This is a genomic window from Leisingera sp. ABM4_060 (assembly GCF_056158765.1).
In genome coordinates, this window is sequence record NZ_JBSWTX010000001.1 from 4,120,892 (window position 1) to 4,143,326 (window position 22,435).

The 22,435-nt window shown below is 62.4% G+C and carries 24 protein-coding genes; 9 read left to right on the forward strand and 15 right to left on the reverse strand.

Annotation, left to right across the window (positions count from 1 at the left end; translation table 11 throughout):
* Positions 1 to 219: 219 nt before the first annotated feature.
* The 14 genes from ACXAEH_RS19985 to mdh all read right to left on the reverse strand — a co-directional run bounded on the left by ACXAEH_RS19985 (position 220) and on the right by mdh (position 14,431).
* Positions 220 to 528, reverse strand: coding sequence for an EthD family reductase (locus tag ACXAEH_RS19985; protein WP_475035319.1), 309 nt, complete (start codon positions 526 to 528; stop codon positions 220 to 222).
* Between the two features lie 119 nt (positions 529 to 647).
* On the reverse strand, positions 648 to 2,039 hold the full coding sequence (lpdA, locus tag ACXAEH_RS19990) for a dihydrolipoyl dehydrogenase (protein ID WP_475035320.1): 1,392 nt from the start codon (positions 2,037 to 2,039) through the stop codon (positions 648 to 650).
* A 70-nt stretch (positions 2,040 to 2,109) separates the two neighbouring features.
* On the reverse strand, positions 2,110 to 2,379 hold the full coding sequence (locus tag ACXAEH_RS19995) for a hypothetical protein (protein WP_174146125.1): 270 nt from the start codon (positions 2,377 to 2,379) through the stop codon (positions 2,110 to 2,112).
* A gap of 165 nt (positions 2,380 to 2,544) precedes the next feature.
* Positions 2,545 to 2,937, reverse strand: a complete 393-nt coding sequence (locus ACXAEH_RS20000; protein ID WP_475035321.1) for an MAPEG family protein — start codon at positions 2,935 to 2,937, stop codon at positions 2,545 to 2,547.
* Complete coding sequence (locus tag ACXAEH_RS20005) at positions 2,934 to 3,233, reverse strand: hypothetical protein (RefSeq protein ID WP_475035323.1); 300 nt, start codon at positions 3,231 to 3,233, stop codon at positions 2,934 to 2,936. Before ACXAEH_RS20005 ends, ACXAEH_RS20000 begins: the two co-directional genes overlap by 4 nt.
* Before the next feature lie 157 nt (positions 3,234 to 3,390).
* Positions 3,391 to 4,908: a 2-oxoglutarate dehydrogenase complex dihydrolipoyllysine-residue succinyltransferase gene (odhB, locus tag ACXAEH_RS20010; RefSeq protein ID WP_475035324.1), complete on the reverse strand. Its 1,518-nt coding sequence runs from the start codon at positions 4,906 to 4,908 to the stop codon at positions 3,391 to 3,393.
* 11 nt (positions 4,909 to 4,919) lie between these two features.
* Complete coding sequence (locus ACXAEH_RS20015; RefSeq protein ID WP_475035325.1) at positions 4,920 to 7,871, reverse strand: 2-oxoglutarate dehydrogenase E1 component; 2,952 nt, start codon at positions 7,869 to 7,871, stop codon at positions 4,920 to 4,922.
* A gap of 283 nt (positions 7,872 to 8,154) precedes the next feature.
* Complete coding sequence (locus ACXAEH_RS20020; RefSeq protein ID WP_475035326.1) at positions 8,155 to 8,910, reverse strand: sulfotransferase family 2 domain-containing protein; 756 nt, start codon at positions 8,908 to 8,910, stop codon at positions 8,155 to 8,157.
* Between the two features lie 5 nt (positions 8,911 to 8,915).
* Positions 8,916 to 9,800, reverse strand: a complete 885-nt coding sequence (gene sucD / locus ACXAEH_RS20025; RefSeq protein WP_475035329.1) for a succinate--CoA ligase subunit alpha — start codon at positions 9,798 to 9,800, stop codon at positions 8,916 to 8,918.
* 13 nt (positions 9,801 to 9,813) lie between these two features.
* A complete protein-coding gene (locus ACXAEH_RS20030) occupies positions 9,814 to 10,641 on the reverse strand; it encodes a glycosyltransferase family 25 protein (RefSeq protein ID WP_475035331.1) in 828 nt (275 codons plus the stop codon).
* A 202-nt stretch (positions 10,642 to 10,843) separates the two neighbouring features.
* Entirely contained in the window at positions 10,844 to 11,335 is a 492-nt protein-coding gene (locus ACXAEH_RS20035) for a hypothetical protein (RefSeq protein WP_475035333.1), read from the reverse strand.
* A gap of 34 nt (positions 11,336 to 11,369) precedes the next feature.
* A complete protein-coding gene (locus tag ACXAEH_RS20040) occupies positions 11,370 to 11,966 on the reverse strand; it encodes a hypothetical protein (RefSeq protein WP_475035335.1) in 597 nt (198 codons plus the stop codon).
* A 3-nt stretch (positions 11,967 to 11,969) separates the two neighbouring features.
* Entirely contained in the window at positions 11,970 to 13,163 is a 1,194-nt protein-coding gene (sucC, locus tag ACXAEH_RS20045; RefSeq protein ID WP_475035337.1) for an ADP-forming succinate--CoA ligase subunit beta, read from the reverse strand.
* Positions 13,164 to 13,468: 305 nt separating this feature from the next.
* On the reverse strand, positions 13,469 to 14,431 hold the full coding sequence (gene mdh, locus ACXAEH_RS20050) for a malate dehydrogenase (RefSeq protein ID WP_475035338.1): 963 nt from the start codon (positions 14,429 to 14,431) through the stop codon (positions 13,469 to 13,471).
* A gap of 158 nt (positions 14,432 to 14,589) precedes the next feature.
* On the opposite strand from mdh, the gene ACXAEH_RS20055 reads away from it, so the two are divergent.
* Complete coding sequence (locus ACXAEH_RS20055) at positions 14,590 to 15,345, forward strand: sulfite exporter TauE/SafE family protein (protein WP_475035339.1); 756 nt, start codon at positions 14,590 to 14,592, stop codon at positions 15,343 to 15,345.
* Positions 15,346 to 15,432: 87 nt separating this feature from the next.
* On the opposite strand, the gene ACXAEH_RS20060 is transcribed toward ACXAEH_RS20055, so the two are convergent.
* Complete coding sequence (locus ACXAEH_RS20060; RefSeq protein WP_475035341.1) at positions 15,433 to 15,747, reverse strand: hypothetical protein; 315 nt, start codon at positions 15,745 to 15,747, stop codon at positions 15,433 to 15,435.
* A gap of 349 nt (positions 15,748 to 16,096) precedes the next feature.
* Here ACXAEH_RS20060 and ACXAEH_RS20065 point away from each other — a divergent pair, with 349 nt between their 5' ends.
* The 8 genes from ACXAEH_RS20065 to sdhA all read left to right on the forward strand — a co-directional run bounded on the left by ACXAEH_RS20065 (position 16,097) and on the right by sdhA (position 22,434).
* On the forward strand, positions 16,097 to 16,951 hold the full coding sequence (locus tag ACXAEH_RS20065) for an HpcH/HpaI aldolase/citrate lyase family protein (protein ID WP_475035343.1): 855 nt from the start codon (positions 16,097 to 16,099) through the stop codon (positions 16,949 to 16,951).
* 33 nt (positions 16,952 to 16,984) lie between these two features.
* Entirely contained in the window at positions 16,985 to 17,533 is a 549-nt protein-coding gene (locus ACXAEH_RS20070) for an NnrU family protein (protein ID WP_475035344.1), read from the forward strand.
* 22 nt (positions 17,534 to 17,555) lie between these two features.
* The gene (locus tag ACXAEH_RS20075) at positions 17,556 to 17,759 is read left to right on the forward strand and encodes a DUF1737 domain-containing protein (protein WP_039159793.1); all 204 of its coding nucleotides are present in this window, start codon (positions 17,556 to 17,558) and stop codon (positions 17,757 to 17,759) included.
* The gene (locus tag ACXAEH_RS20080) at positions 17,759 to 18,790 is read left to right on the forward strand and encodes a MaoC family dehydratase (protein WP_475035346.1); all 1,032 of its coding nucleotides are present in this window, start codon (positions 17,759 to 17,761) and stop codon (positions 18,788 to 18,790) included. Before ACXAEH_RS20075 ends, ACXAEH_RS20080 begins: the two co-directional genes overlap by 1 nt.
* Before the next feature lie 138 nt (positions 18,791 to 18,928).
* Positions 18,929 to 19,630, forward strand: coding sequence for a DUF1194 domain-containing protein (locus ACXAEH_RS20085; RefSeq protein ID WP_475035347.1), 702 nt, complete (start codon positions 18,929 to 18,931; stop codon positions 19,628 to 19,630).
* A gap of 192 nt (positions 19,631 to 19,822) precedes the next feature.
* Positions 19,823 to 20,212 carry a succinate dehydrogenase, cytochrome b556 subunit gene (gene sdhC, locus ACXAEH_RS20090; RefSeq protein WP_475035348.1) on the forward strand — a complete coding sequence of 130 codons (390 nt, stop codon included), beginning with the start codon at positions 19,823 to 19,825 and terminating at the stop codon, positions 20,210 to 20,212.
* An 11-nt stretch (positions 20,213 to 20,223) separates the two neighbouring features.
* Positions 20,224 to 20,595: a succinate dehydrogenase, hydrophobic membrane anchor protein gene (gene sdhD, locus ACXAEH_RS20095; RefSeq protein ID WP_475035350.1), complete on the forward strand. Its 372-nt coding sequence runs from the start codon at positions 20,224 to 20,226 to the stop codon at positions 20,593 to 20,595.
* Positions 20,596 to 20,619: 24 nt separating this feature from the next.
* Positions 20,620 to 22,434: a succinate dehydrogenase flavoprotein subunit gene (gene sdhA, locus ACXAEH_RS20100; RefSeq protein WP_475035352.1), complete on the forward strand. Its 1,815-nt coding sequence runs from the start codon at positions 20,620 to 20,622 to the stop codon at positions 22,432 to 22,434.
* The last annotated feature ends 1 nt before the right edge of the window (position 22,435 follow it).

Below are 22,435 nucleotides of genomic sequence, written 5' to 3' on the forward strand. Positions count from 1 at the left end.
GGCTGCGGCGGCAGGCGATGCAAGGAAATTCAAATTTCCTTGGCAAAAGTTTTTGCAAAACTTTTGTGTGCCGGCTTTCGAAACCTGCGACGGATATCCGGCTGCTGCGCGTTTGTATTTGCAGCAAGCGCAACCGTCCGGCGATTGCGCCACCACTCACCTGCCGGCCATTGTGCCGGGCCGGGCTGGCGGGACATACCCTGCCAGCCCGGCGCCATTTCAGCGGATCACTTCGCCAATCAGGATCTGCGGCTGCACGTTGGTGAAATTCGGAATGTCCGCCAGCGCGGGGCCGGCGGCCTGCATCGCTGCATCCATTGCCGCCTGATCGGCAAAGACCATGGTTGCGACAGCGTGATAAGGCGCGGGTGCATCCGGGTCGCCGGCCAGCCCTTTGGTCACAACGATGCGTTGGGTGTGCGGTGCGATATGTGCGTCCACCAGCGCCATATGGGTTGCGGCATAATAGCCGTGATCGAAATGGCTTTCTGCGCTGACAGGGTAGATGACTTGCAGTGAAACGGGCATTAACGGGCCTCCTGTGGCTGCATTGCAGGGGCACTAGAGCCGGTCTTTGCCGCCCTGCCAATGGAAAAAGGGCAGCTGCGTCAAGCTGCCCTTTCCACTGAATTCTCTTCGCCCGGCGCTTAGCTGTGGATTGGCCCGTCGCCGCAGGCCAGAGCGGCCTCGCGCACGGCTTCGGAATAGGTCGGGTGGGCGTGGCAGGTGAGCGCCACATCCTCGGCAGAGGCGCCGAATTCCATTGCCACGCAGAGTTCATGGATCATGTCGCCCGCCGCCGGGCCGATGATCGCGGCGCCGAGGATGCGGTCGGTTTCTGCGTCGGTGATGATCTTGACAAAGCCGCCCTCGGCCTGGCCGACGGCCTTGGCGCGGGCGTTGCCCATGAACATGAACTTGCCCACCTTGATCTTCTTGCCTTCGGCCTTCAGCGAATCTTCGGTCTGACCCACGGTGGCCACTTCAGGCGTGGTGTAGACAACACCCGGAATGACGCCATAGTTCACATGGCCATGCTTGCCGGCAATCACCTCGGCCACCGCCATGCCCTCATCCTCGGCCTTGTGGGCCAGCATCGGGCCTTCGATCACATCGCCGATGGCATAGATGCCGGGGATATTGGTGCGCCAGCGGTTGTCGGCGGCGATCTGGCCGCGCCCGGTCATCTTGACGCCAAGCGCATCCAGGCCGAGGCCTTCGGAGTAGGGTTTGCGGCCCGTGGCCACCAGCACCACATCGGCGTCCAGAGTGACTTCATCGCCGCCCTTCTTGGGCTGATACTTGACCTTGGCCTTGGTCTTGGTGGTCTCCACCCCCTGCACCGCGGCGCCCAGGATGATGTTGAGGCCCTGCTTTTCCAGGATCCGCTTGAACGAGCGCTGCACGTCCTTGTCCATGCCAGGGCAGACCGCGTCCATGTATTCCACCACGGTGACCTCAGAGCCGAGGCGGGCGTAAACCGAACCCAGTTCCAGCCCGATGACGCCTGCGCCGATGACGGCCAGTTTCTTGGGGATCTTCGGCAGCTCCAGCGCGCCGGTGGAGGAGACCACGATCTTCTCGTCGATCTCCACGCCCGGAATGGAGGCAGGGACAGAGCCGGAGGCAATCACGATGTTCTTGGTCTCGTGCACCGCGTCGCCGACCTGCACCTTGCCGGCCGCCGGGATCGAGGCCCAGCCCTTGATCCAGTCGATCTTGTTCTTCTTGAACAGAAACTCGATGCCGCCGGTGTTCTGGCCGATCACTTCGTCCTTGTAGGCCTTCATCTGGTCCCAATCGACCGAGGGGCTTTTGCCCTTGAGGCCCATATGGGCAAAGTTGTGCTCCGCCTCATGCAGCAGGTGGGTTGAATGCAGCAGCGCCTTGGAGGGAATGCAGCCGACGTTCAGGCAGGTGCCGCCAAGGGTCTCGCGCCCCTCGACAACAGCTGTCTTCAGTCCCAGCTGGGCGCAGCGGATGGCGCAGACATAGCCGCCGGGGCCGGCGCCGATTACGATGACGTCATATTGAGACATGGGTCGGTTTTCCTCTGTTCTCCCCGGTTCCGTTTGGCGGAACACGCGTTAGGGGATAGTGGTCTTAGGATCAGACGGGGGTCAACATCTTGATCGAGATATTGGTGACCCCGTCGCGTTCTAGGTGCATGGCGAGTTCCTCCGAGCCGAAGAAGGCGCGGGCTTTCTCCAGGTCGGTGATCGCGAACAGCGCCACGGCGTGGTTTTTCCGGTCCGGATCGCTCCAGACGTTCATGTCGGTGATGCCCGCGGCCTGCCGGTTGCGCTTGTCCTGCCGGAACACGGTGAGCCAGGCGTCGAAATCGGCCACATCGGCCTGCCAGAGAACATGGGTTGCCATCGGTCTTCTCCTTACTGCGTAGTGGAGAGAGGATGGACCGGAATGGCAAGGGAGCGCTTTGATTACGCTCAAGAAATCCCGTCGTGCGCCTGGCCGTGTCAGGAAGGGGGCGCTGCCCCCGGCCCTGGCGGGCCTCCCCCGGGATATTTTCGGCCAGAAGAAGCATCATGCGAGGAGCACTCCCGCAAGCATGGCGGCGAGGCCGCTGGTGGCAATCAGCCAGATTGCGGTGCGCAAGTAGGGCACGCCGCTGAAGTAAGCGGGCAGGTAGAGGGCGCGGCCGGCGAGATAGGTGTAGAGGCCGCTGGTAATCAGCGCGCTTTGCAGGCCTGCCAGTTCCGCGACCAGCGCCAGGGCGATGAAGACCGGGGCGGTTTCCAGGAAATTGGTGAAGGCCCGCCGCGCCCGCCCCGCCAGCGCGCTGCGGCTGACAGATGTGTCGCGCGGGCCTGCGGTCCAGGCGTTGCCCACCGAGAGCTTCAAGAGGAAGCTGTCGCAGCTCACGTGGATCAGGGCGAGGATCGAGAGGCAGACAAGGCCCCAGAGCGGGAGGGTCATTGGGTTGAACTGCCCTCAAGTTTGACACTTTTGACTTCTTCCCGGCGTCCATTGACGGCACTTATCACGCTGAAAGTCGTTATCATCATCAAAGGCAGGGCACCGAAAGTTGGTTCACCTTTTTTCAGGCTTTCAGTTGTCACCCAGCCCAACCAGCTAAATGCGATTGAGATGAGCACTATTACAGAGAAAAATATCGGTACGACGACTAGGAAGAAACGCCAATGGCGGGATTTTCCGGTCAGATAGAGGTGTGTGCCGCAGGTTCCGCAAAGGTGAAAATCGGTCTTATTCACCCCCCTCCAAGGGTTTGTCCGCATCATAGCCAGCGGTGACTGAATACGCCCGCAATCGGGACACTTTATTCCGCACCAGCGCGCCCAATAGTTGGGTTTTTCACCAATCTTGGGCGCGCTGACTTTGTAGGGCTGGCTAGGCTTTCCCCTCAAAGGTTTACAGATCCATCAGCAAACGCCGCGGGTCTTCCAGCGCTTCCTTGACGCGGACCAGGAAGGTCACGGCGCCTTTGCCGTCGACGATGCGGTGGTCATAGCTCAGCGCCAGATACATCATCGGGCGGATCACCACCTGGCCGTTGATCGCCATCGGACGGTCCTGGATCTTGTGCATGCCGAGGATGCCGGACTGCGGCGGGTTCAGGATCGGCGAGGACATCAGCGAGCCGTAGACGCCGCCGTTGGAGATGGTGAAAGTGCCGCCCTGCATTTCCGCCATCGACAGCTTGCCGTCGCGGGCGCGGGCGCCTTTCTCGGCAATCGCCTTCTCAATGGCGGCAAAGGACATCGCGTCCGCATCGCGGATCACCGGCACAACCAGGCCGGTGGGGGTGCCGGCGGCGATGCCCATGTGGACAAAGTTCTTGTAGACGATGTCGGTGCCGTCGATCTCGGCGTTGACTTCCGGCACCTCCTTCAGCGCGTGGCAGCAGGCCTTGGTGAAGAAGGACATGAAGCCCAGTTTCACGCCGTGCTTCTTCAGGAACAGGTCCTTGTACTCGTTGCGCAGCGCCATCACCTCGGTCATGTCGACCTCGTTGTAGGTGGTCAGCATGGCGGCGGTGTTCTGGCTGTCCTTCAGGCGTTTGGCGATGGTCTGGCGCAGGCGGGTCATCTTGATCCGCTCCTCGCGCGCCGCGTCATCCGCCGTCACCGGTCCGCGCACCTGGGCAGGTGACGGGGCCGGCGCCGGTGCGGCCTTGGCAGCGGTCACGGCAGCAGAGACGTCTTCCTTCATGATGCGCCCGTCGCGGCCGGTGCCGGTGACTTGCGAGGCGTTGAGGCCGGCCTCGGCCATCGCCTTTTCGGCAGAGGGCGCATTGGCCACATCCTTGGCCGCCGCAGTTGCCACGGCCGGGTTCTGGGCCGCGGCGGGGGCCGCCGGGGCCGGAGCCGCGCCGGAAGCGCCGCCTGCGATCACCCCCAGCTGGGAAGTTGCCTGCACGGTGGCGCCTTCGGCGGCCATGATTTCGGTCAGCACGCCGGCCGCCGGGGCGGGCACTTCGACGGAGACCTTGTCGGTTTCCAGCTCGCACAGCATCTCGTCCTGGGCAACGCTGTCGCCCACTTTCTTGAACCAGGAGGACACGGTCGCCTCCGAGACCAACTCGCCAAGTGCCGGGACCATGACCGGCACCGGTGCGCCATCGCCGCCGGAGGGCGCAGCAGCAGGAGCCGGTGCTGCCGCGGGGGCGGCAGGGGCCGCGGCGGCGCCATTGGCCTCGGTCAGGGTGGCCAAAAGCGCGTCGACGCCGACGGTCTGGCCTTCGCCGGCCACGATCTCGCCCAGGGTGCCGGAGGCAGGCGAGGGCACCTCCACCGTCACCTTGTCGGTTTCCAGCTCGCAGAGCATTTCATCGGCGCTGACAGAGTCGCCGGGTTTCTTGAACCAGGTGGCCACGGTGGCCTCGGTCACGGATTCGCCCAGGGTGGGTACGCGGACTTCGGTTGTCATGTCTCTCTTCCTCAGATGCTCAGCGCTTCGTTCACGAGGGCTGCTTGTTGGGCTTTATGCTGGCTGGCCAGGCCGGTGGCAGGCGAGGCCGAGGTGGCGCGGCCGGCATAGACCGGCCGTGTGTGCTTGGCCTTGATGCGGGTCAGCACCCATTCGATGTTGGGTTCGATGAAGGTCCAGGCGCCCTGGTTCTTGGGTTCTTCCTGGCACCAGACCATTTCGGCCTGCTTGAAGCGTTCCAGCTCCTTCACCATCGAGATCGCCGGGAACGGGTAGAACTGCTCGATCCGCATCAGGTAGACATCGTCGATGCCGCGGGCATCGCGCTCTTCCAGAAGGTCGAAGTAGACCTTGCCCGAGCACATGACGACGCGCTTGATCTTGTCGTCCGGCACCAGCCGGGTGTCGGAGTTGCCGTGCTGGGCGTCATCCCACAGCACCCGGTGGAAGCTGGAGCCGGTGGTGAATTCCTCTGCCTTCGAGACCGCCAGCTTGTGGCGCAGGAGCGACTTGGGCGTCACCAGGATCAACGGCTTGCGGAAGGTGCGGTGCAGCTGCCGGCGCAGGATGTGGAAATAGTTCGCCGGCGTGGTGCAGTTGGCGACGATCCAGTTGTCCTGGCCGCACATCTGCAGGAAACGCTCCAGGCGGGCGGAGGAGTGCTCAGGGCCCTGGCCCTCAAACCCGTGCGGCAGCAGGCAGACCAGGCCCGACATCCGCAGCCATTTGCTTTCGCCCGAAGAGATGAACTGGTCGAACATGATCTGGGCGCCGTTGGCGAAGTCGCCGAATTGCGCTTCCCACAGGGTCAGCGCGTTCGGTTCCGCCAGCGAATAGCCGTATTCGAAACCCAGCACCGCATATTCCGACAGCGCCGAGTTGATCACCTCATATTGCGACTGGCCCGCGCGGATGTTGTTCAGCGGGTAGTAGCGCTCCTCGGTCTCCTGGTTGATGATGCCCGAATGGCGCTGCGAGAAGGTGCCGCGGGTGGCATCCTGGCCTGCAAGGCGCACCGGGTAGCCTTCCAGCATCAAGGAGCCGAAGGCCATCGCTTCGCCGGTGGCCCAGTCAAAGCCTTCGCCGCTTTCGAACATCTTGCCGCGGGCGTCCAGAACCCGGCCGACGGTGCGGTGCAGCGGGAAGCCTTCTGGCACACGGCTGAGCGACGCGCCGATATCGGCCATGGTTTCCGGCGTGATGGCGGTGCGGCCGCGCTGGTAGTCGGCGTCCTTCTTGTCCAGATGCGACCAGCGGCCGTCCAGCCAGTCGGCCTTGTTGGGCTTGTAATCCTTGCCGGCCTCGAACTCCTCGTTCAGGTGGGCCTGGAAGGCGGCCTTCATGTCCTCGATCTCGCCCTCGGGGATCAGCCCGTCGCGCACCAGCCGGTCGGTATAAAGGCTGAGCGTGGTCTTATGGCCCTTGATCTTCTTGTACATGATCGGGTTGGTGAACATCGGCTCGTCGCCTTCGTTGTGCCCGAACCGGCGGTAGCAGAAGATGTCCAGCACCACGTCCTTGTGGAACTTCTGGCGGAATTCGGTGGCGACCCGAGCCGCGTGCACCACCGCCTCCGGGTCGTCGCCGTTGACGTGGAAAATCGGCGCCTCGACCACCAGCGCGTTGTCGGTGGGGTAGGGGGAGGAGCGCGAGAAATGCGGTGCGGTGGTGAAACCGATCTGGTTGTTCACCACGATATGCATGGTGCCGCCGGCCTTGTGGCCCTTGAGGCCCGACAGGGCAAAGCATTCCGCCACCACGCCCTGGCCCGCAAAGGCGGCATCGCCGTGCAACAGGATCGGCAGAACCCGGCTGCGGTCTTTGTCGCCCAGCTGGTCCTGTTTGGCGCGGACCTTGCCCAGAACCACAGGGTTCACCGCCTCCAGGTGCGAGGGGTTGGCGGTGAGGGAAAGGTGCACGTTGTTGCCGTCGAATTCGCGGTCCGAGGAAGCGCCGAGGTGGTATTTCACGTCGCCGGAGCCGTCCACATCCTCAGGCTTGAAGCTGCCGCCCTGGAACTCGTTGAAGATCGCGCGGTAGGGTTTCTGCATCACGTTGGCGAGGATGTTGAGGCGGCCGCGGTGCGGCATGCCGATGACGATGTCCTGCACCCCCAGCGCGCCGCCGCGCTTGATGATCTGCTCCATCGCCGGAATGAGGCTTTCGCCGCCGTCGAGGCCGAACCGCTTGGTCCCGGTGTATTTGACGTGCAGGAATTTCTCGAAGCCCTCGGCCTCGACCATCTTGTTCAGGATCGCCTTGCGGCCCTCGCGGGTAAACTTGATTTCCTTGTTGTAGCCCTCGATCCGCTCCTTCAGCCAGGAGGACTGCTCGGGGTCGGAAATATGCATGTACTGCAGCGCAAAGGTGCCGCAGTAGGTGCGCTTCACGATCTCGACGATCTGGCGCATGGTGGCCACCTGCAGCCCCAGCACGTTGTCGAGGAAGATCGGGCGGTCCATATCGGCATCGGAGAAGCCGTAGGTCTTGGGGTCCAGTTCGGGCCGGGCGGTGGCGGCGCGCATGCCCAGCGGGTCCAGGTCGGCGGACAGATGGCCGCGGATCCGGTAGGCGCGGATCAGCATCAGCGCCCGGATCGAGTCCAGCACCGCGCGCTGGATCTGATCGTCGGTGACTTCAACGCCCTTGGCTGAGGCTTTGTCCTTGATCTTCTTGCCGGCGCCTTTGGCCTCTGCCGGGGCAGGCCATTCGCCGGTCAGCGCGCCGGTGAGATCATCATCCAGCGCCGGCGGCCAGTCATTGCGCGCCCAGGAGGGGCCCGCCGCCTCGGCCTTCACGTCCAGTTCGGCATCGCCCATCTGGCGGAAGAACTCCGCCCAGGCGGCATCCACCGCATTCGGGTCATTGGCGTATTGGGCATAAAGCTGCTCCAGATACTCCGCATTGTGCCCCTGCATGAAAGAGGAGGCGTGGAAGAGGTCGTTGGGGCTTTGTTCGGTCATCTTAGCCTCACAGGGTCGGGGTTTTCTTGACGGTGAGTATCCAAGGGGAAGAAGTACTTCCCCCGGGTAAAAATTCGGGAAACTGTGCCAAATCTTTCAAAGTCGCTGCTGGCTTCCTGACCGCAAGCAGAAGCAAGGCCGGAACAGTCATTGACATCCAGGGTTGCGGCTTTGACCGGGGCGCCATTTCCCAAAGCAAACACGCAAGCGGCGCCCCGGTGCAGCGCGCCTTGCCGTGCCAATCCGGTCCGCTTGGAACCGGGGGCTTTGCCTGGTCCGGGCCTCATGCCGAACAGCCCTTCGCGGAATTGGCAGGTTGCGAGCCCGCTGGAGCTGCTGGTGCGCGGCCCGGCGCGCCGCCGGGGGTGGGGGAGTAGTCGAAGCGTTCAAAGACCCAGGCCATTTGCGCGCGCACCGCCGCGGCAGTCTCACGGTCGAAGAAATCCGCAACCGGGCGTCTGGAGCGGCCAGTGTCCGCTTTGGTGACGGGCATGGAGGCCTGGCTGAGATTGAAGCCGAACCTGTTTCCGATGCGGACCAGGTCCGCGTTCAGATGCTCGTAGCGGATCACATCGTCGAGAATAAACCGGTCGCCGATATGGGTGACTGGCCGGTCGGTCTTCATGGCGCCTTGCAAAATGAACTCGCGGAACAGCGCCTTCTGGCCCGCGTGGTCTTTCGGCAGTGGCACGCTGTCGAACTTGTTGCGCCAGAAGAAGAAGGACACTGCGCGGTCAAAGGGATTGCGCACGGCTGCGAAGCGGAAGTAGCTTTTCCATACGCTGCGCCCCAGCAGGTTGCGCACTGCCTTGGCCGGCACGTGCTCGCGCCAGGGGCCGCTGACGCTGCCCGGATCAGGCAGCGCCCGTTTCAGCCGGTGTCCGAAAATCCCGCCGGGCCATTGCAGGCCGGGCGAGGCTTCATTGACGATATGGCCGTTTGGAGCCAGCTGGCTCTCAAGCAGCATTTCGATCGACGTTCCAGCCGTCTTCCGCGTCTTCATAAAGATGAAGCGGTGGGTATGTGAAACGACGACCATCGCGGTTACTTGCCGATTGCTTTCAGCACTGCTTCGCCGAGGCCGGCCGGGCTTTCGGCGACCACGATGCCTGCGGATTTCATCGCTTCGATCTTGTCGTCGGCACCGCCCTTGCCGCCGGCGACAATCGCGCCCGCGTGGCCCATGCGGCGGCCCGGAGGAGCGGTGCGCCCGGCGATGAAGCCCGCAACTGGCTTGGAGCGGCCCTTTTTCGCCTCGTCCTTCAGGAACTGGGCGGCCTCTTCCTCGGCGGAGCCGCCGATTTCGCCGATCATGATGATGCTTTCGGTCTCGTCGTCGGCCAGGAACCACTCCAGCACGTCGATATGCTCGGTGCCCTTGATCGGGTCGCCGCCGATGCCGACGCAGGTCGACTGGCCCAGGCCCACGTCGGAGGTTTGCTTGACCGCCTCATAGGTCAGGGTGCCGGAGCGGGAAACCACACCGACGTTGCCGCGCTTGTGGATGTGGCCGGGCATGATGCCGATCTTGCAGGCGTCCGGAGTGATCACGCCGGGGCAGTTGGGGCCGATCAGGATCGAGGAGGAGTTTTCCAGCGCCCGTTTCACCTTCATCATGTCCAGAACCGGGATGCCCTCGGTAATGGCAACGATCACTTCCATTTCAGCGTCAATCGCTTCGAGGATCGAGTTGGCGGCAAAGGGCGGCGGCACGTAGATCACCGAAGCATTGGCTTCGGTAACATGCTTGGCTTCATGCACGGAGTTGAAGACCGGCAGGTTCAGGTGGGTCTGGCCGCCTTTGCCCGGGGTCACGCCGCCGACCATCTGGGTGCCATAGGCGATGGCCTGTTCGGAGTGGAATGTGCCCTGCGAGCCGGTGAAGCCCTGACAGATGACTTTGGTGTTTTCGTCGATAAGGACTGCCATGTTCTAGGTTCCTTCAAGCGGTATGTGTCTGTTGGTTCTGCGGGGTGGCCAATGCGCGGCCGTCGAAGCGGATTTTTTCGAGGGTGGCCCGCCCCAAGACCACGCTGGGAAGTACTCTGAAGCCGCCGCGGAATTCATAGATCCCGCGCCGGAGTTTCTGGCGGATCAGCGGCCAGCCTTTGGGCCGGTGGCGGGGCGGGCCGATGGAGATTTCGCCGGGTGCGTCATTGCCCTGTTCGGCCAGTGCCGGCTGGACCTGGTAGACCTTGATGGCGCGGGCCGGCAGCGAGGCGTCGAAGTTGAACAAGAGGTTGTCGAGCGTGATGCAGAACGGCCGGCTGTCCAGAAGATGCTGCGCCGCCTGGCGCGAGATCACATAAGCCGCGCCGCCTGCGTGGCGCGACAGCATCTGCCGGACCTCGCGGCCCTGATGGGTGAAGCCATCCTTGCCAAGCGCCACCTGCAGCCGGTTGGCCCGCCAGCGCTCGAACTTGACGATGCCGGCATCCGCGGGCCACCACGACAGGTCCTTGAGCCAGGCGCCGGTGTCGGGCGACAGGAAGACGTCATCCTCCAGGATCAGTGCCACATCCGCATCTGAGTTCAGAAACGCCTCCCAGGCCCTGGCATGGCTGAGGGTGCAGGCCATGTCCTTGGTCTGGAAATAGCCCCAGTTGCCTTCATCCTTGCATTGCTTGAGCATCTCGTCCCGGCTGACAACCGTGCTGTCCACCGCGTCGATGCGCGTCGCCTCAAGCCCGGCCTGATCCAGCTCCCGCTGCATCAGCTCCGCCCGGCCCGTGGCCTGCCGCAGGCTTATGAGGAAAGCGGCGGCTTTCACGAACAACAGCCCCGTTCGAACCCAAAAGCACCTTTGGAACTCACGTTGCTCATTGGATGCGATAGTCTGCTTTTGTTGTAGATGGGCGCCATTCATGTGGGTCCTTAGACTGTGCGTCTTGTTTGGCTGCGGTGGAAGATGCCGGCATGGCGAGCCTTCGGAGTTCGAGATAGCTGCTTGAACGAACCGAGTTGAATTTGGATCAACGGTTCCCAATCAGAAAATGAAGCCGACGCTTATGTTCCTCCACGACCAAGAACATGTTCTTGTACCTAAACTTGTAACGGCCTTTGGGTTGAGGTTGGATTTGTTCGGAAACGCCTCTGACGCTTTGGATTTTTGCAACCGCGGCAGGCAGCGCATCTTTCAGGCGAGTTTCCGGTTTGATGTGAACTGTGCACAGCTGCAGGGTCTTGTTTTCCCGCATGGCACCGCCATAGATCCGGCGCTTTCCGTCAAACAAGACAAGAGCATCGTTTTCTTCGGCGCCGCCCAATGATTGAATTTTCACACCTTCAATCTTTTGAAGTTTTGCGACGCTTTTGGTGACTTGCAGAGGATGGGCTAGGCAAATTTCCTGAAACAGTTCAAATAGTTTGTCGACGTCAGCATTTGCGGCGGCGGCCGACACCCCTCCGAAAGTTACTGTCCCAAAAATGGACAATGCTGCTATGTGTTTGCGAAGGATTTTCATTAACTTACCCTAAATTTCCCACTTCCAGCGCTGGTTACTTTTCAATGAAAATTATGACAGCGGAATTAGAACCGTATTGGTAGACCTCGCTGAAGGAGATCCGAACCTTACGTTCGCCGCGGACGTAAGCCTCGTAGGGCCTGCCGCGGCGGCTTTGTAGTGTGGTTCGGGAGTAACCAAGCTGTGCCAGGTCCGTTTCGATTGTACGTCTTAGAGCGGGTCCATCTTCGCCAATGGACGAATAGCGAAGAACGCAAGTTCCATTGGAGCCGGCATCCAGAGAAATACTATGCAGCCGTTGTGAGAACGCAGACTTTAAGGTCACCGGTAGTGATTTCATGTACACAGTGTCGCCAAAGGAACGTTTCTTGGTGTAACCATGAGCGATCAGACGATCTCCTGCGTGAAGATCTCCGCCGGCTGAACTTAGGCAAGCCTTTGTCAAGGCACCAGAATCGTCCCGGTAACTCAGCGACTGCACAGGCTGTTCAGCCTTTGCCACTGTATTTTCGGCCTCTGGGGCCTGAGCTTCCGAGGGTTTTTCCAGCTCCGGAGTGACGCAGGCTGCTAGGGAAAGCAGACCTGCCCCTAACAGCCCCACTCTTAGTGAACGCACATTCCCGAGTGCCATCGGTTACCCCTTCACCGCCTTCACGATCTTTTCGGCGCCGTCTTTCAGGTCGTCCGCAGCGATCACGTCGAGGCCGGAGGTGTTGATGATCTCCTTGCCTTTTTCGACATTGGTGCCCTCCAGGCGGACCACCAGCGGCACCTGCAGGCCGACTTCCTTCACCGCGGCGACCACGCCCTCTGCGATCACGTCGCAGCGCATGATGCCGCCGAAGATGTTGACCAGGATGCCTTTGACGTTGGGGTCGGAGGTGATGATCTTGAACGCTTCGGTCACCTTTTCCTTGGTGGCGCCGCCGCCCACGTCGAGGAAGTTGGCCGGTTCCGCGCCGTAAAGTTTGATGATGTCCATGGTGGCCATCGCCAGGCCTGCGCCGTTCACCATGCAGCCGATCTCACCGTCGAGCGCGATGTAGTTCAGGTCGTATTTGGAGGCTTCCAGTTCTTTCGGGTCTTCCTCGGTGGTGTCGCGCAGCTCGGCCACGTCGGCGTGGCGGTAGACCGCGTTGCCGTCAAAGCCGACCTTGGCGTCCAGCACCTTGAGGCTGTCGTCGTCGCCGACAATCAGCGGGTTGATCTCCAGCATCTCCATGTCCTTCTCGACGAAGGCTTGGTACAGCTGGCCCATCAGCTTGACGCATTGCTTGACCTGGGCGCCCTTGAGGCCCAGCGAAAACGCGATGCGGCGGCCGTGGTAGGCCTGATAGCCGGTGGCCGGGTCAACCGAGAAGGACAGGATCTTTTCCGGGGTGGCGGCAGCCACTTCCTCGATGTCCATGCCGCCCTCGGTGGAGCAGACAAAGGAGATGCGCGAGGTCTGGCGGTCGACCAGCAGCGCCAGGTACATCTCGGTTTTGATGCCCGAACCGGCCTCGATATAGATGCGGTTCACCTGCTTGCCGACGGGGCCGGTCTGATGGGTGACCAGGGTGCGGCCCAGCATCTTCTTGGCTTCCTCGGCCGCTTCCTCCACGGATTTGGTCAGGCGCACGCCGCCTTTTTCGCCGGCGTCTGCTTCCTTGAAGGAGCCCTTGCCGCGACCGCCCGCATGGATCTGCGCTTTGACAACCCAAAGCGGGCCGTCGAGCTCGCCTGCTGCGGTTTTGGCGTCTTCGGCCTTCAGCACCACGCGTCCGTCGGACACCGGGGCACCGTAGCTGCGAAGGAGGGCTTTGGCCTGATATTCGTGGATGTTCATCTGAAACTGTCCCGTCTGGCTGCAATAATCTGTCTTCAATAGGCCGTGTTAAAGGCAAGTGTTAAAGGCTTTTTTGACAGCAGGGCGGGAAATGATGAAGATTTTCGAGTTTTGTGATCACGGGTTTCGGGGGTGTGATCACAAATTTTTGAAAGCTTAACGGCGTTGATTTGAAACACTGCCATAGGCCGCAAGCGCCGCATTGCAAGGCGGAAGCGTCATTGTGTTGCGGCGCAGGCGTGGAAGCGGCAAAAGAAAAGGGCCCGCCGGCGGCGGGCCCCTGACCGTAAGGGACGCTGCGGGCCTTAGGCCAGCGAGCTGTCGATGCCCTTGCAGGCGTCAACCAGGCCTTTCACGGCGTTGACCGAGCTGTCGAACATGGTCTGCTCTTCTTCGGTCAGCTGGATGTCGACGATCCGCTCGATGCCGCCGGCGCCGATCACGGTGGGCACGCCCACATACATGTCCTTGACGCCGATTTCGCCGGTGCAGTAGGCGGCGCAGGGCAGCACACGCTTCTGGTCTTTCAGATAGGCTTCGGCCATTTCGATCGCCGAGGTGGCTGGCGCATAGAAGGCGGAGCCGGTTTTCAGCAGGCCAACGATCTCGGCGCCGCCGTCACGGGTGCGCTGGACGATGGCGTCCAGCTTCTCCTGGGTGGTCCAGCCCATCTTGACCAGGTCGGGCAGCGGGATGCCTGCAACGGTGGAATAGCGCACGGAGGGCACCATGGTGTCGCCATGGCCGCCCAGAACAAAGGCGGTGACGTCTTTCATGGAGACGTTGAATTCCTCGGCCAGGAAGTGGCGGAAACGGGCGGAGTCCAGAACGCCGGCCATGCCGCAGACCTTGGCGTGAGGCAGGCCGGAGAACTCGCGCAGTGCCCAGACCATTGCGTCCAGCGGATTGGTGATGCAGATCACGAATGCGTCCGGTGCGTGGTCGCGGATGCCTTCGCCGACAGATTTCATCACCTTCAGGTTGATGCCCAGCAGATCGTCGCGGCTCATGCCCGGCTTGCGCGGCACGCCGGCGGTGACGATGCAGACGTCTGCGCCCGCGATGTCCTCATAAGACTGGGTGCCCTTGAGGGAGGCGTCGAAGCCTTCGGAGGGGCCGGATTCCGCGATGTCCAGCGCCTTGCCTTCGGGGGTGCCTTCGGCGATGTCGAAGAGGACAACGTCGCCAAGTTCTTTGAGGGCTGCGAGGTGTGCGAGGGTGCCGCCGATCTGACCTGCGCCGATGAGGGCGATTTTGGGTCGTGCCATTGGGAAATGTCTCCGGTCCGGTTGAAATTTCCTGATGCCTACGGCGTAACGGCCCCCCGTGCAAGGGTTCTGCGCTGCGGCAAAGAGCTCTGTATACTTGCGTATGCCGTGCTGATACCGCTAAAGCGCAAGGAATTTAGGGCTTTCGAAGGCGGGTCATGATGGCATTTGACGCTATGTTTTTCGTTTTTGCCATTCCTGCGGTCGTTTTCGCGGGCGTGTCCAAGGGCGGTTTCGGATCCGGCGCCGCCTTTGCATCGGCTTCGATTCTGGCCCTGGTGCTGGAGCCGGGAATGGCGCTGGCGCTGATGCTGCCTTTGCTGATGCTGATCGATCTGGCGACGCTGAAGCCCTATTGGGGGCGCTGGAATTTGCGCGCGTCGCTGCTGCTGATTGGCGGCGGGCTGCCCGGGGTGGCGCTGGGCGCCTGGCTGTATTCGGCGGTGAATGACGATGCGATGCGGGTGCTGATCGGCGCCGTTTCCGTTGGCTTTGTGCTGTGGCAGCTGCGCGGGCGGCTGGGGTTTTCAGCCGGTGCTGCAGGGCGCCTTTCGGACCGGGCGGGGCTGTTTGCCGGAGTGGCCGTTGGCTTTACCAGCTTTGTCAGCCATGCGGGCGGCCCGCCCGCCGCGGTCTATCTTCTCAGCCTGAAGTTGCGGAAGACAGAGTATCAGGCCAGCACCGTGCTGATCTTCTGGGCGGTCAATATTGCCAAGGCGGTGCCTTATGCCGGGCTGGGGCTGTTCACCCGCGAAACGTTGCTGATGGACCTGGCGCTGGCACCCTTTGCGCTGCTTGGTGCCTGGCTGGGGGTGCGGCTGCATCACAGCATCCCGGAGCGCTGGTTCTTTGCGCTTACCTATGTGCTGCTGGCGGCGACCGGCGCCAAGCTGATCTGGGACGGGCTGACCTGACAACTGCTCGCATGAGCCAGCCCGCGCGGCGTCCCCGGCCGCTTAACCTGCAGCCTGGAAACCTGCCTCAATAACTGCTCAGTCTGCTTAGGCGTCGCTGTCGGTCTCCGGCAGTGCTTCTGCGAGCACTTCATAGGACTGGCCGGAGGCCACCAGGCAGGTCATGCCGTTGGGGGTGGTCACGGTGATGGTCCAGGAGCCTGTCTCGCCGGAGGCAAAGGTTTCCATCACCATGCCCTGCTGACCCATGCCGATGCTTTGGCGGCTTTCGCCGTATTTCTCGGCCAGGCGCTTGATCACCATGTCGCGCGGCGCGCAGTTGCGGTTTTGGGCGGCGGCCGGTGCGGCAGCCAGGGTGAGCGCAGCCAGGGCAACCGGCAGTGCAAAAAGTGTCTGTTTCATCTCGTTTTACCCTTTCCGGAACGGCCGGACAGAGCAGGGTGCCTGACGGCAGCCCCCGGTGTCCCTGTGCGGGCCGGTGTGTGACTTATTACAAAGTGCAGGCCCCATGCCTGCGGGCGTCAGGTGCGGCCGGTGCGGCGGCAGGGATCCTGTGCCTTGATATCCTTCAGTTTGCCGAGGAGGTGCTGATAAGTGGTTAATCGCCCGTACGCTAAGAAAGCACACGGGAAATCAACATCTTGCCGCAAATGCTGTCAGGTTTTTGCTGCGCTGCAGCGGAATTGTACTTGAAAGTATACAATCGAATCTATACCGATTTGCGCAACAATATGACTTGTGGAGAGTTGGCATGGACCCGCGTGCGCGCCCTTACCGTTCGGTTTTGTATATCCCCGGTTCCAAGCCCCGCGCGCTGGAGAAGGCCAAGACCCTGCCGGTGGACGCGGTGATCTTTGACCTTGAGGATGCGGTGTCCGTCGACGAAAAACCCAATGCCCGCGCGACCTTGGCGCAGGCACTGGAGGCGGGCGGGTTCGGTTCGCGGATGAAGATCGTGCGGATCAATGGGCTGGATACTGAATGGGGCCGCGAGGATGCGATGGCCGCCGCACAGATGGACTGCGATGCGATTCTTCTGCCCAAGGTGAACGCGCCGGAGGATCTGGATGCGCTGGCGGAGATCACCGGGGACATACCGCTGTGGGCAATGATGGAGACCCCGCGCGGCATGCTGAACGCAGCCGCGATTGCCGCGCATCCCAAGCTGCAGGGCATGGTGATGGGCACCAATGACCTGGCCAAGGAGCTGCAGACCCGCTACCGGCCCGACCGGATGCCGATGATGGCGGGGCTGGGACTGTGCCTGCTGGCGGCCAAGGCCGAGGGGCTGGTGATCGTCGATGGCGTTTATAATGCTTTCAAGGACGTTGAGGGGCTGGCGGCGGAATGCGCGCAAGGCCGCGACATGGGCTTTGACGGCAAGACGCTGATCCACCCGGCGCAGGTTAAGGTGGCCAATGGCGCCTTTGCTCCGACCGAGCGGGAGATCGACACCTCGCGCCGCCAGATCGCCGCATTTGAAGAGGCGCAGGCCGCAGGGCAGGGTGTTGCCGTCGTCGATGGCCGGATAGTTGAGAACCTGCATGTGGTGACGGCGCGTGAGATCCTGGCAAAAGCGGATGCAATCGCCGCGCTTTCGGCCTAGCTGTTGACGCGTTAACAGCTTTGGGAGACTGAGATGACGCTTTTGCTCATAGGCATCCTGTTGTGGTGGGGCGGCCACTTGTTCAAGCGGCTGGCGCCGGAGCGGCGCGCCGCCATGGGCAACGGCGGGCGCGGCGCGGTTGCACTGGTGCTGGTTGCCGGCGTGGTGATGATGGTGCTGGGCTACCGCAGCATGGAGTTCATCCATGTTTGGGCGCCGCCGTCCTTCATGGTGCATATCAACAATCTGCTGGTGCTGATTGCCCTCTACATGATGAGCCCGGCACCGAAGAAAGGCGCGCTGCTGAGCGGCATGCGCCATCCGATGCTGGCGGGCTTCAAGCTGTGGGCCACGGCGCATCTGCTGGTCAATGGCGACCTGGCCTCGATCATCCTGTTCGGCGGGCTGCTGGCCTGGGCGGTGGTTGAAGTTATCGTGATCAACCGGTCCGAGCCGGAGTGGCAGCCGCGCCCCAAGGGCCCGCTTGCCAAGGATGGCATCTTCTTTGCCGCTTCGATTGTCCTGATGGGGGTGATCGGCTACGTCCATTCCATGGTCGGGCCGTCGCCCTTCCCAGGATAGGCCTTTAGCAGGATATGACGCCATGAAACTCTACCGATTTTTGTCCGAAGACGACACTTCTGCCTTCTGCCACAAGGTAACGGCTGCGCTGAACAAGGGCTGGGAGCTGCAGGGCGAGCCTGTCTACGCCTTTGACGCGGCCCGCGGCGTGATGCGCTGCGGCCAGGCGGTGGTGAAGGACGTGGACGGAACCTACACGCCTGAGACCAAACTGGGAGAACACTGATGGCCAAGACCAATCCGGGCCGCTTTTTTGAGGACTACACCGTCGGCGAAGTGATCCGCCATGCGGTGCCGCGCACGGTGTCGGGGGGTGAGCGGGCGCTGTACCATGCGCTCTACCCGGCGCGCCATGCGCTTTATTCTTCGGATGAATTTGCCCGGGCTTCTGGTCTGCCCTCGGCGCCGCTGGATGATCTGGCGGCCTTCCATGTGGTGTTCGGCAAGACGGTGCCGGACATTTCCCTCAATGCGCTGGCGAACCTCGGCTATGCCGAGGGCCGCTGGCTGCTGCCGGTCTATCCCGGCGACACGCTGCGCTCGGAATCCGAGGTGATCGGGCTCAAGCAGAATTCCAACGGCAAATCGGGCGTGGTCTATGTGCGCACCCGCGGGCTGAACCAGCGGGACGAATGCGTAATGGAGTACGTGCGCTGGGTGATGGTGCGCAAACGCGATATCTCGGCCCCGGCACCCGAAACCGTGATCCCCGAACTGAACAAGGTGATCCCGGCGGAGCAGCTGGTAATCCCGGCCGGGCTGGATTTCAGCAATTACGATTTCACCCTGGCCGGCGAGCCGCACCGCTGGGGCGATTATGAGGTGGGTGAGACCATCGATCATGTGGATGGCGTCACCATCGAGGAAGCCGAGCACATGATGGCGACCCGGTTGTGGCAGAACACCGCCAAGGTGCATTTCGATAACACTGCGCGCCCCGACGGCACCCGGCTGATCTATGGCGGCCACGTGATCTCGATGGCGCGGACCTTGTCGTTCAACGGGCTGGCCAATGCGCAGATGATTGTCGGCCTGAACGGCGGGGCGCATGCCAACCCCTGCCTGTCCGGGCTGACCGTGCGGGCTTGGTCCGAGGTGCTGGACAAGGCCGACACAAGCGCGCCGGGTGTTGGCGCGATCCGGCTGCGGCTGGTGGCCACCAAGGGCGGCGCGCCGTTTGAGCTGAAGGGCGCGGACGGCAAATACCTGCCGGACGTGCTGCTGGATCTCGACTACTGGGCCTTGATGCCAAAGTGATAGAGGGGGGCGCTGCCCCCTCGCAGGCGCGGCCTGCTCACCCCCGGAGTATTTCGCACCAGAAAGAAGCCGCAAGGGAAATTCCTTGCTGGCAGAAAAGTGATGACCGTTTGCGCAATTGCGGCCTAAGCTGGCTCCATGCGCATTTTGCAGCTTCTGGTTTTCTCCCTGATTTCTTTCTGGCCGCTCCGGGCGGCGGCCTGCGATCTGGCCTTGGTGCTGGCGGTGGATGTTTCCGGTTCGGTCGATGCCAAGGAATACCGGGTGCAGATGGACGGGCTGGCGGCGGGCCTGCGTGACGGCGTGGTCTCTGAGGCGCTGGTCAAGGGGCGGGCGCAGGTGCTGCTGATGCAATGGTCCGGGGAGACAAGGCAGGAAGTGACGCTGCCCTGGGCGCAGGTGCAGAGTTTTGCCGACGTCGAGGCGCTGGCGCGGCGGATCGAACAGGCGCCGCGGCCCTGGCGCAACTATTCCACGGCTGTTGGCGAGGCGCTGTTCCTGGCGCTGGAACAGTTCGCGGCGGTGCCGCAGTGCAAGCGCAGGGTGATCGATCTGTCCGGTGACGGGTTTTCCAACGAAGGGGTCGAGCCGCGCGAGGCGCATGGCGCGCTGGCCGGCGCCGGCGTCACGGTGAACGCCATTGCCATCGAGCAGAGCGAGCCGGATCTGACGGCCTATTTCTTTGAAAACGTGATCCGCGGCGAGGGGGCATTTGTCGTCACCGCGGCCAGCTTTGCCGACTACCCATCCCGGATCCGGCGCAAGCTGGTGCGCGAGGTCGCCCGGCAGACAGCTGCATTGCAGCATGATGCCGGACGGAGGAGGGCGGCTTTGCAGTGATTTGCAGAAGGCCTCGTGATTCTGCAAAAAATTTCCAATTCGTAAATTTGTGATCACTTAATATTCGGTGTGATCACAAGGCGTGGCCTTTTAGCGCCAACAGCGCAAAAACCCGAGGTTTTTAACCCTTCCTTCGGGTGACACGACGTAAAAATCGGCTAAAACGTCGTCAGCCAACGGAAAGGAGCCAACATGGCCGATGTCAATCGGGGCAACCGCCCGCTTTCGCCATTCATGATCGGGCCGTACTACCGTCCCCAGATGACGTCGATCTCGTCGATCATGGTCCGCATCACGGGAATTGCGACGCTGGTTCTGGCTCTGCTGGTGGTCTGGTGGCTGCTGGCCGCCGCGACGTCCGAAACCGCCTTTGCCTTCATCGACGGGCTGCTGCGCAGCTGGCTGGGTGATCTGGTGCTGTTTGGCGCCGCCTGGGCGCTTTGGTATCACATGCTGGGCCGGCTTCGGCACGTGATCTGGGATTTCGGCTACTGCCTGGACGTGGCTGTCTCGGAAAATTTGGGCAAGGGCATGTTCATTGGTGCCACTGTCCTGACCATTGTCACCGTGTTCGTGGTGTAAGGAGCGATCATATGCGATTTCTGACTGACCGAAAACGGGCGCAGGGGCTGGGTGCCGGCGGCACCGGGACACATCACCATTGGCAGATGCTTGTCAGCTCGATCCTGCTGGTTCCGCTGGTTCCGCTGTTCATCTTCATTTTCGGCAACGGCCTGGGCGGCTCCTACGAAGAAGTGCTGGCCTATTTCAGCCGTCCGTTCCCGGCGATTGCCACGGGGCTGAGCCTGATCGTGATCACACTGCATGTCATGCGCGAGGCGCATGAAGCGATTGAGGACTACGTGCATGGCGCTGCTGGCAAACTCGCGCTCGTCGCAGTGTCGGCCTTTGCCTACACGCTGATCGCTGCGGGCCTTTTCGCCCTCGTCAAGCTCGCCCTCTGAAATACGCGGTAAGGAACAGATAAGATGACAGCAGCGTATGAATACGAAACACACGAGTATGATGTCGTGGTTGTTGGTGCCGGCGGGGCCGGGCTGCGTGCGACCCTTGGCATGGCCGAACAGGGCCTGCGCACCGCTTGCGTGACCAAGGTGTTCCCGACCCGGTCGCACACCGTGGCGGCGCAGGGCGGCATTGCCGCCAGCTTGGGCAATATGGGGCCGGACAGCTGGCAGTGGCATATGTATGACACCGTCAAGGGCTCGGACTGGCTGGGCGATACCGACGCGATGGAGTATCTGGCGCGCGAGGCCCCCAAGGCGGTCTATGAGCTGGACCACTACGGCGTGCCGTTCTCGCGCACCGAAGAAGGCAAGATCTACCAGCGGCCCTTTGGCGGCCACACCACCGAGTTCGGCGAAGGCCCTGCGGTGCAGCGCACCTGTGCGGCCGCTGACCGGACCGGCCACGCGATCCTGCACACGCTTTATGGCCAGAGCCTGAAGAACAACGCGGAATTCTATATCGAGTATTTCGCCATCGATCTGCTGATGTCCGATGACGGCCAGTGCCAGGGCGTTGTCTGTTGGAAGCTGGACGATGGCACCATGCATGTCTTCAACGCCAAGATGGTGGTGCTGGCGACCGGCGGCTATGGCCGCGCGTACTTCTCGGCCACTTCGGCGCATACCTGCACCGGCGACGGCGGCGGCATGGTGATGCGCGCCGGGCTGCCAATGCAGGATCTCGAGTTCGTGCAGTTCCACCCGACCGGCATTTACGGCTCCGGCTGCCTGATCACCGAGGGCGCGCGGGGCGAGGGCGGCTACCTCACCAACTCCGAGGGCGAGCGCTTCATGGAGCGCTATGCGCCCCAGTACAAGGATCTGGCGCCGCGCGATTATGTCTCCCGGTCGATGACGATGGAAATCCGCGAGGGCCGCGGTGTTGGCGCCGAGGGCGACCATATCCACCTGAACCTCAGCCACCTGCCGGCCGAGGCACTGGCAGAGCGGCTGCCGGGGATTTCGGAAAGTGCCAAGATCTTTGCAGGTGTCGACGTCACCAAGGAGCCGATCCCGGTTCTGCCCACCGTGCATTACAACATGGGCGGTATCCCGACCAATTACTGGGGGGAGGTGCTGAACCCGACTGCCGACGATCCGACCGCGGTGGTGCCAGGCCTGATGGCCGTGGGCGAAGCGGGCTGTGCCTCGGTGCATGGCGCCAACCGTCTGGGGTCCAACTCGCTCATTGACCTGGTGGTCTTCGGCCGCGCCTCCGCCATCCGCGCGGGCCAGGTTGTCGATCGCGAAGCCGCGGTGCCGCAGGCGCCGGCGGAGAAGGTCGCCAAGGTGTTCGACCGGTTCGACGGGCTGCGCTATGCCAAGGGCGCGATCCCGACCGCCGATCTGCGCCTGGAGATGCAGAAGACCATGCAGCGCGATGCCGCCGTCTTCCGCACCGCCAAGACCATGAAGGAAGGCGTCGAGGCGATGACGGAGATTGCCGGCAAGATGGGCGATCTGCATGTCACCGATCAGTCGCTGGTCTGGAACTCCGACCTGATGGAGACGCTGGAGCTGACCAACCTGATGCCCTCGGCAATCTCCACCATCGTCAGCGCCGAAGCCCGCCAGGAAAGCCGCGGCGCCCACGCGCATGAGGATTTCCCGGAGCGCGATGATGAGAACTGGCGGGTCCATACCGTCAGCCGTGTGGACGAGACCGGCACCAAGGTCGAGCTCAGCTACCGTCCGGTGATCACCGACCCGCTGACCACCGAAGACGAGGGCGGCATCAGCCTCAAGAAAATCGCCCCCAAAGCGCGGACCTTCTGAT

Coding starts and splice junctions, on each gene's coding strand:
- ACXAEH_RS19985 (WP_475035319.1), bottom strand. CDS start 528: ATGCCCGTTTCACTGCAAGTCATCTACCCTGTCAGCGCAGAAAGCCAT.
- lpdA (WP_475035320.1), bottom strand. CDS start 2,039: ATGTCTCAATATGACGTCATCGTAATCGGCGCCGGCCCCGGCGGCTAT.
- ACXAEH_RS19995 (WP_174146125.1), bottom strand. CDS start 2,379: ATGGCAACCCATGTTCTCTGGCAGGCCGATGTGGCCGATTTCGACGCC.
- ACXAEH_RS20000 (WP_475035321.1), bottom strand. CDS start 2,937: ATGACCCTCCCGCTCTGGGGCCTTGTCTGCCTCTCGATCCTCGCCCTG.
- odhB (WP_475035324.1), bottom strand. CDS start 4,908: ATGACAACCGAAGTCCGCGTACCCACCCTGGGCGAATCCGTGACCGAG.
- ACXAEH_RS20015 (WP_475035325.1), bottom strand. CDS start 7,871: ATGACCGAACAAAGCCCCAACGACCTCTTCCACGCCTCCTCTTTCATG.
- ACXAEH_RS20020 (WP_475035326.1), bottom strand. CDS start 8,910: ATGGTCGTCGTTTCACATACCCACCGCTTCATCTTTATGAAGACGCGG.
- sucD (WP_475035329.1), bottom strand. CDS start 9,800: ATGGCAGTCCTTATCGACGAAAACACCAAAGTCATCTGTCAGGGCTTC.
- ACXAEH_RS20035 (WP_475035333.1), bottom strand. CDS start 11,335: ATGAAAATCCTTCGCAAACACATAGCAGCATTGTCCATTTTTGGGACA.
- ACXAEH_RS20040 (WP_475035335.1), bottom strand. CDS start 11,966: ATGGCACTCGGGAATGTGCGTTCACTAAGAGTGGGGCTGTTAGGGGCA.
- sucC (WP_475035337.1), bottom strand. CDS start 13,163: ATGAACATCCACGAATATCAGGCCAAAGCCCTCCTTCGCAGCTACGGT.
- mdh (WP_475035338.1), bottom strand. CDS start 14,431: ATGGCACGACCCAAAATCGCCCTCATCGGCGCAGGTCAGATCGGCGGC.
- ACXAEH_RS20055 (WP_475035339.1), top strand. CDS start 14,590: ATGATGGCATTTGACGCTATGTTTTTCGTTTTTGCCATTCCTGCGGTC.
- ACXAEH_RS20060 (WP_475035341.1), bottom strand. CDS start 15,747: ATGAAACAGACACTTTTTGCACTGCCGGTTGCCCTGGCTGCGCTCACC.
- ACXAEH_RS20065 (WP_475035343.1), top strand. CDS start 16,097: ATGGACCCGCGTGCGCGCCCTTACCGTTCGGTTTTGTATATCCCCGGT.
- ACXAEH_RS20070 (WP_475035344.1), top strand. CDS start 16,985: ATGACGCTTTTGCTCATAGGCATCCTGTTGTGGTGGGGCGGCCACTTG.
- ACXAEH_RS20075 (WP_039159793.1), top strand. CDS start 17,556: ATGAAACTCTACCGATTTTTGTCCGAAGACGACACTTCTGCCTTCTGC.
- ACXAEH_RS20080 (WP_475035346.1), top strand. CDS start 17,759: ATGGCCAAGACCAATCCGGGCCGCTTTTTTGAGGACTACACCGTCGGC.
- ACXAEH_RS20085 (WP_475035347.1), top strand. CDS start 18,929: ATGCGCATTTTGCAGCTTCTGGTTTTCTCCCTGATTTCTTTCTGGCCG.
- sdhC (WP_475035348.1), top strand. CDS start 19,823: ATGGCCGATGTCAATCGGGGCAACCGCCCGCTTTCGCCATTCATGATC.
- sdhD (WP_475035350.1), top strand. CDS start 20,224: ATGCGATTTCTGACTGACCGAAAACGGGCGCAGGGGCTGGGTGCCGGC.
- sdhA (WP_475035352.1), top strand. CDS start 20,620: ATGACAGCAGCGTATGAATACGAAACACACGAGTATGATGTCGTGGTT.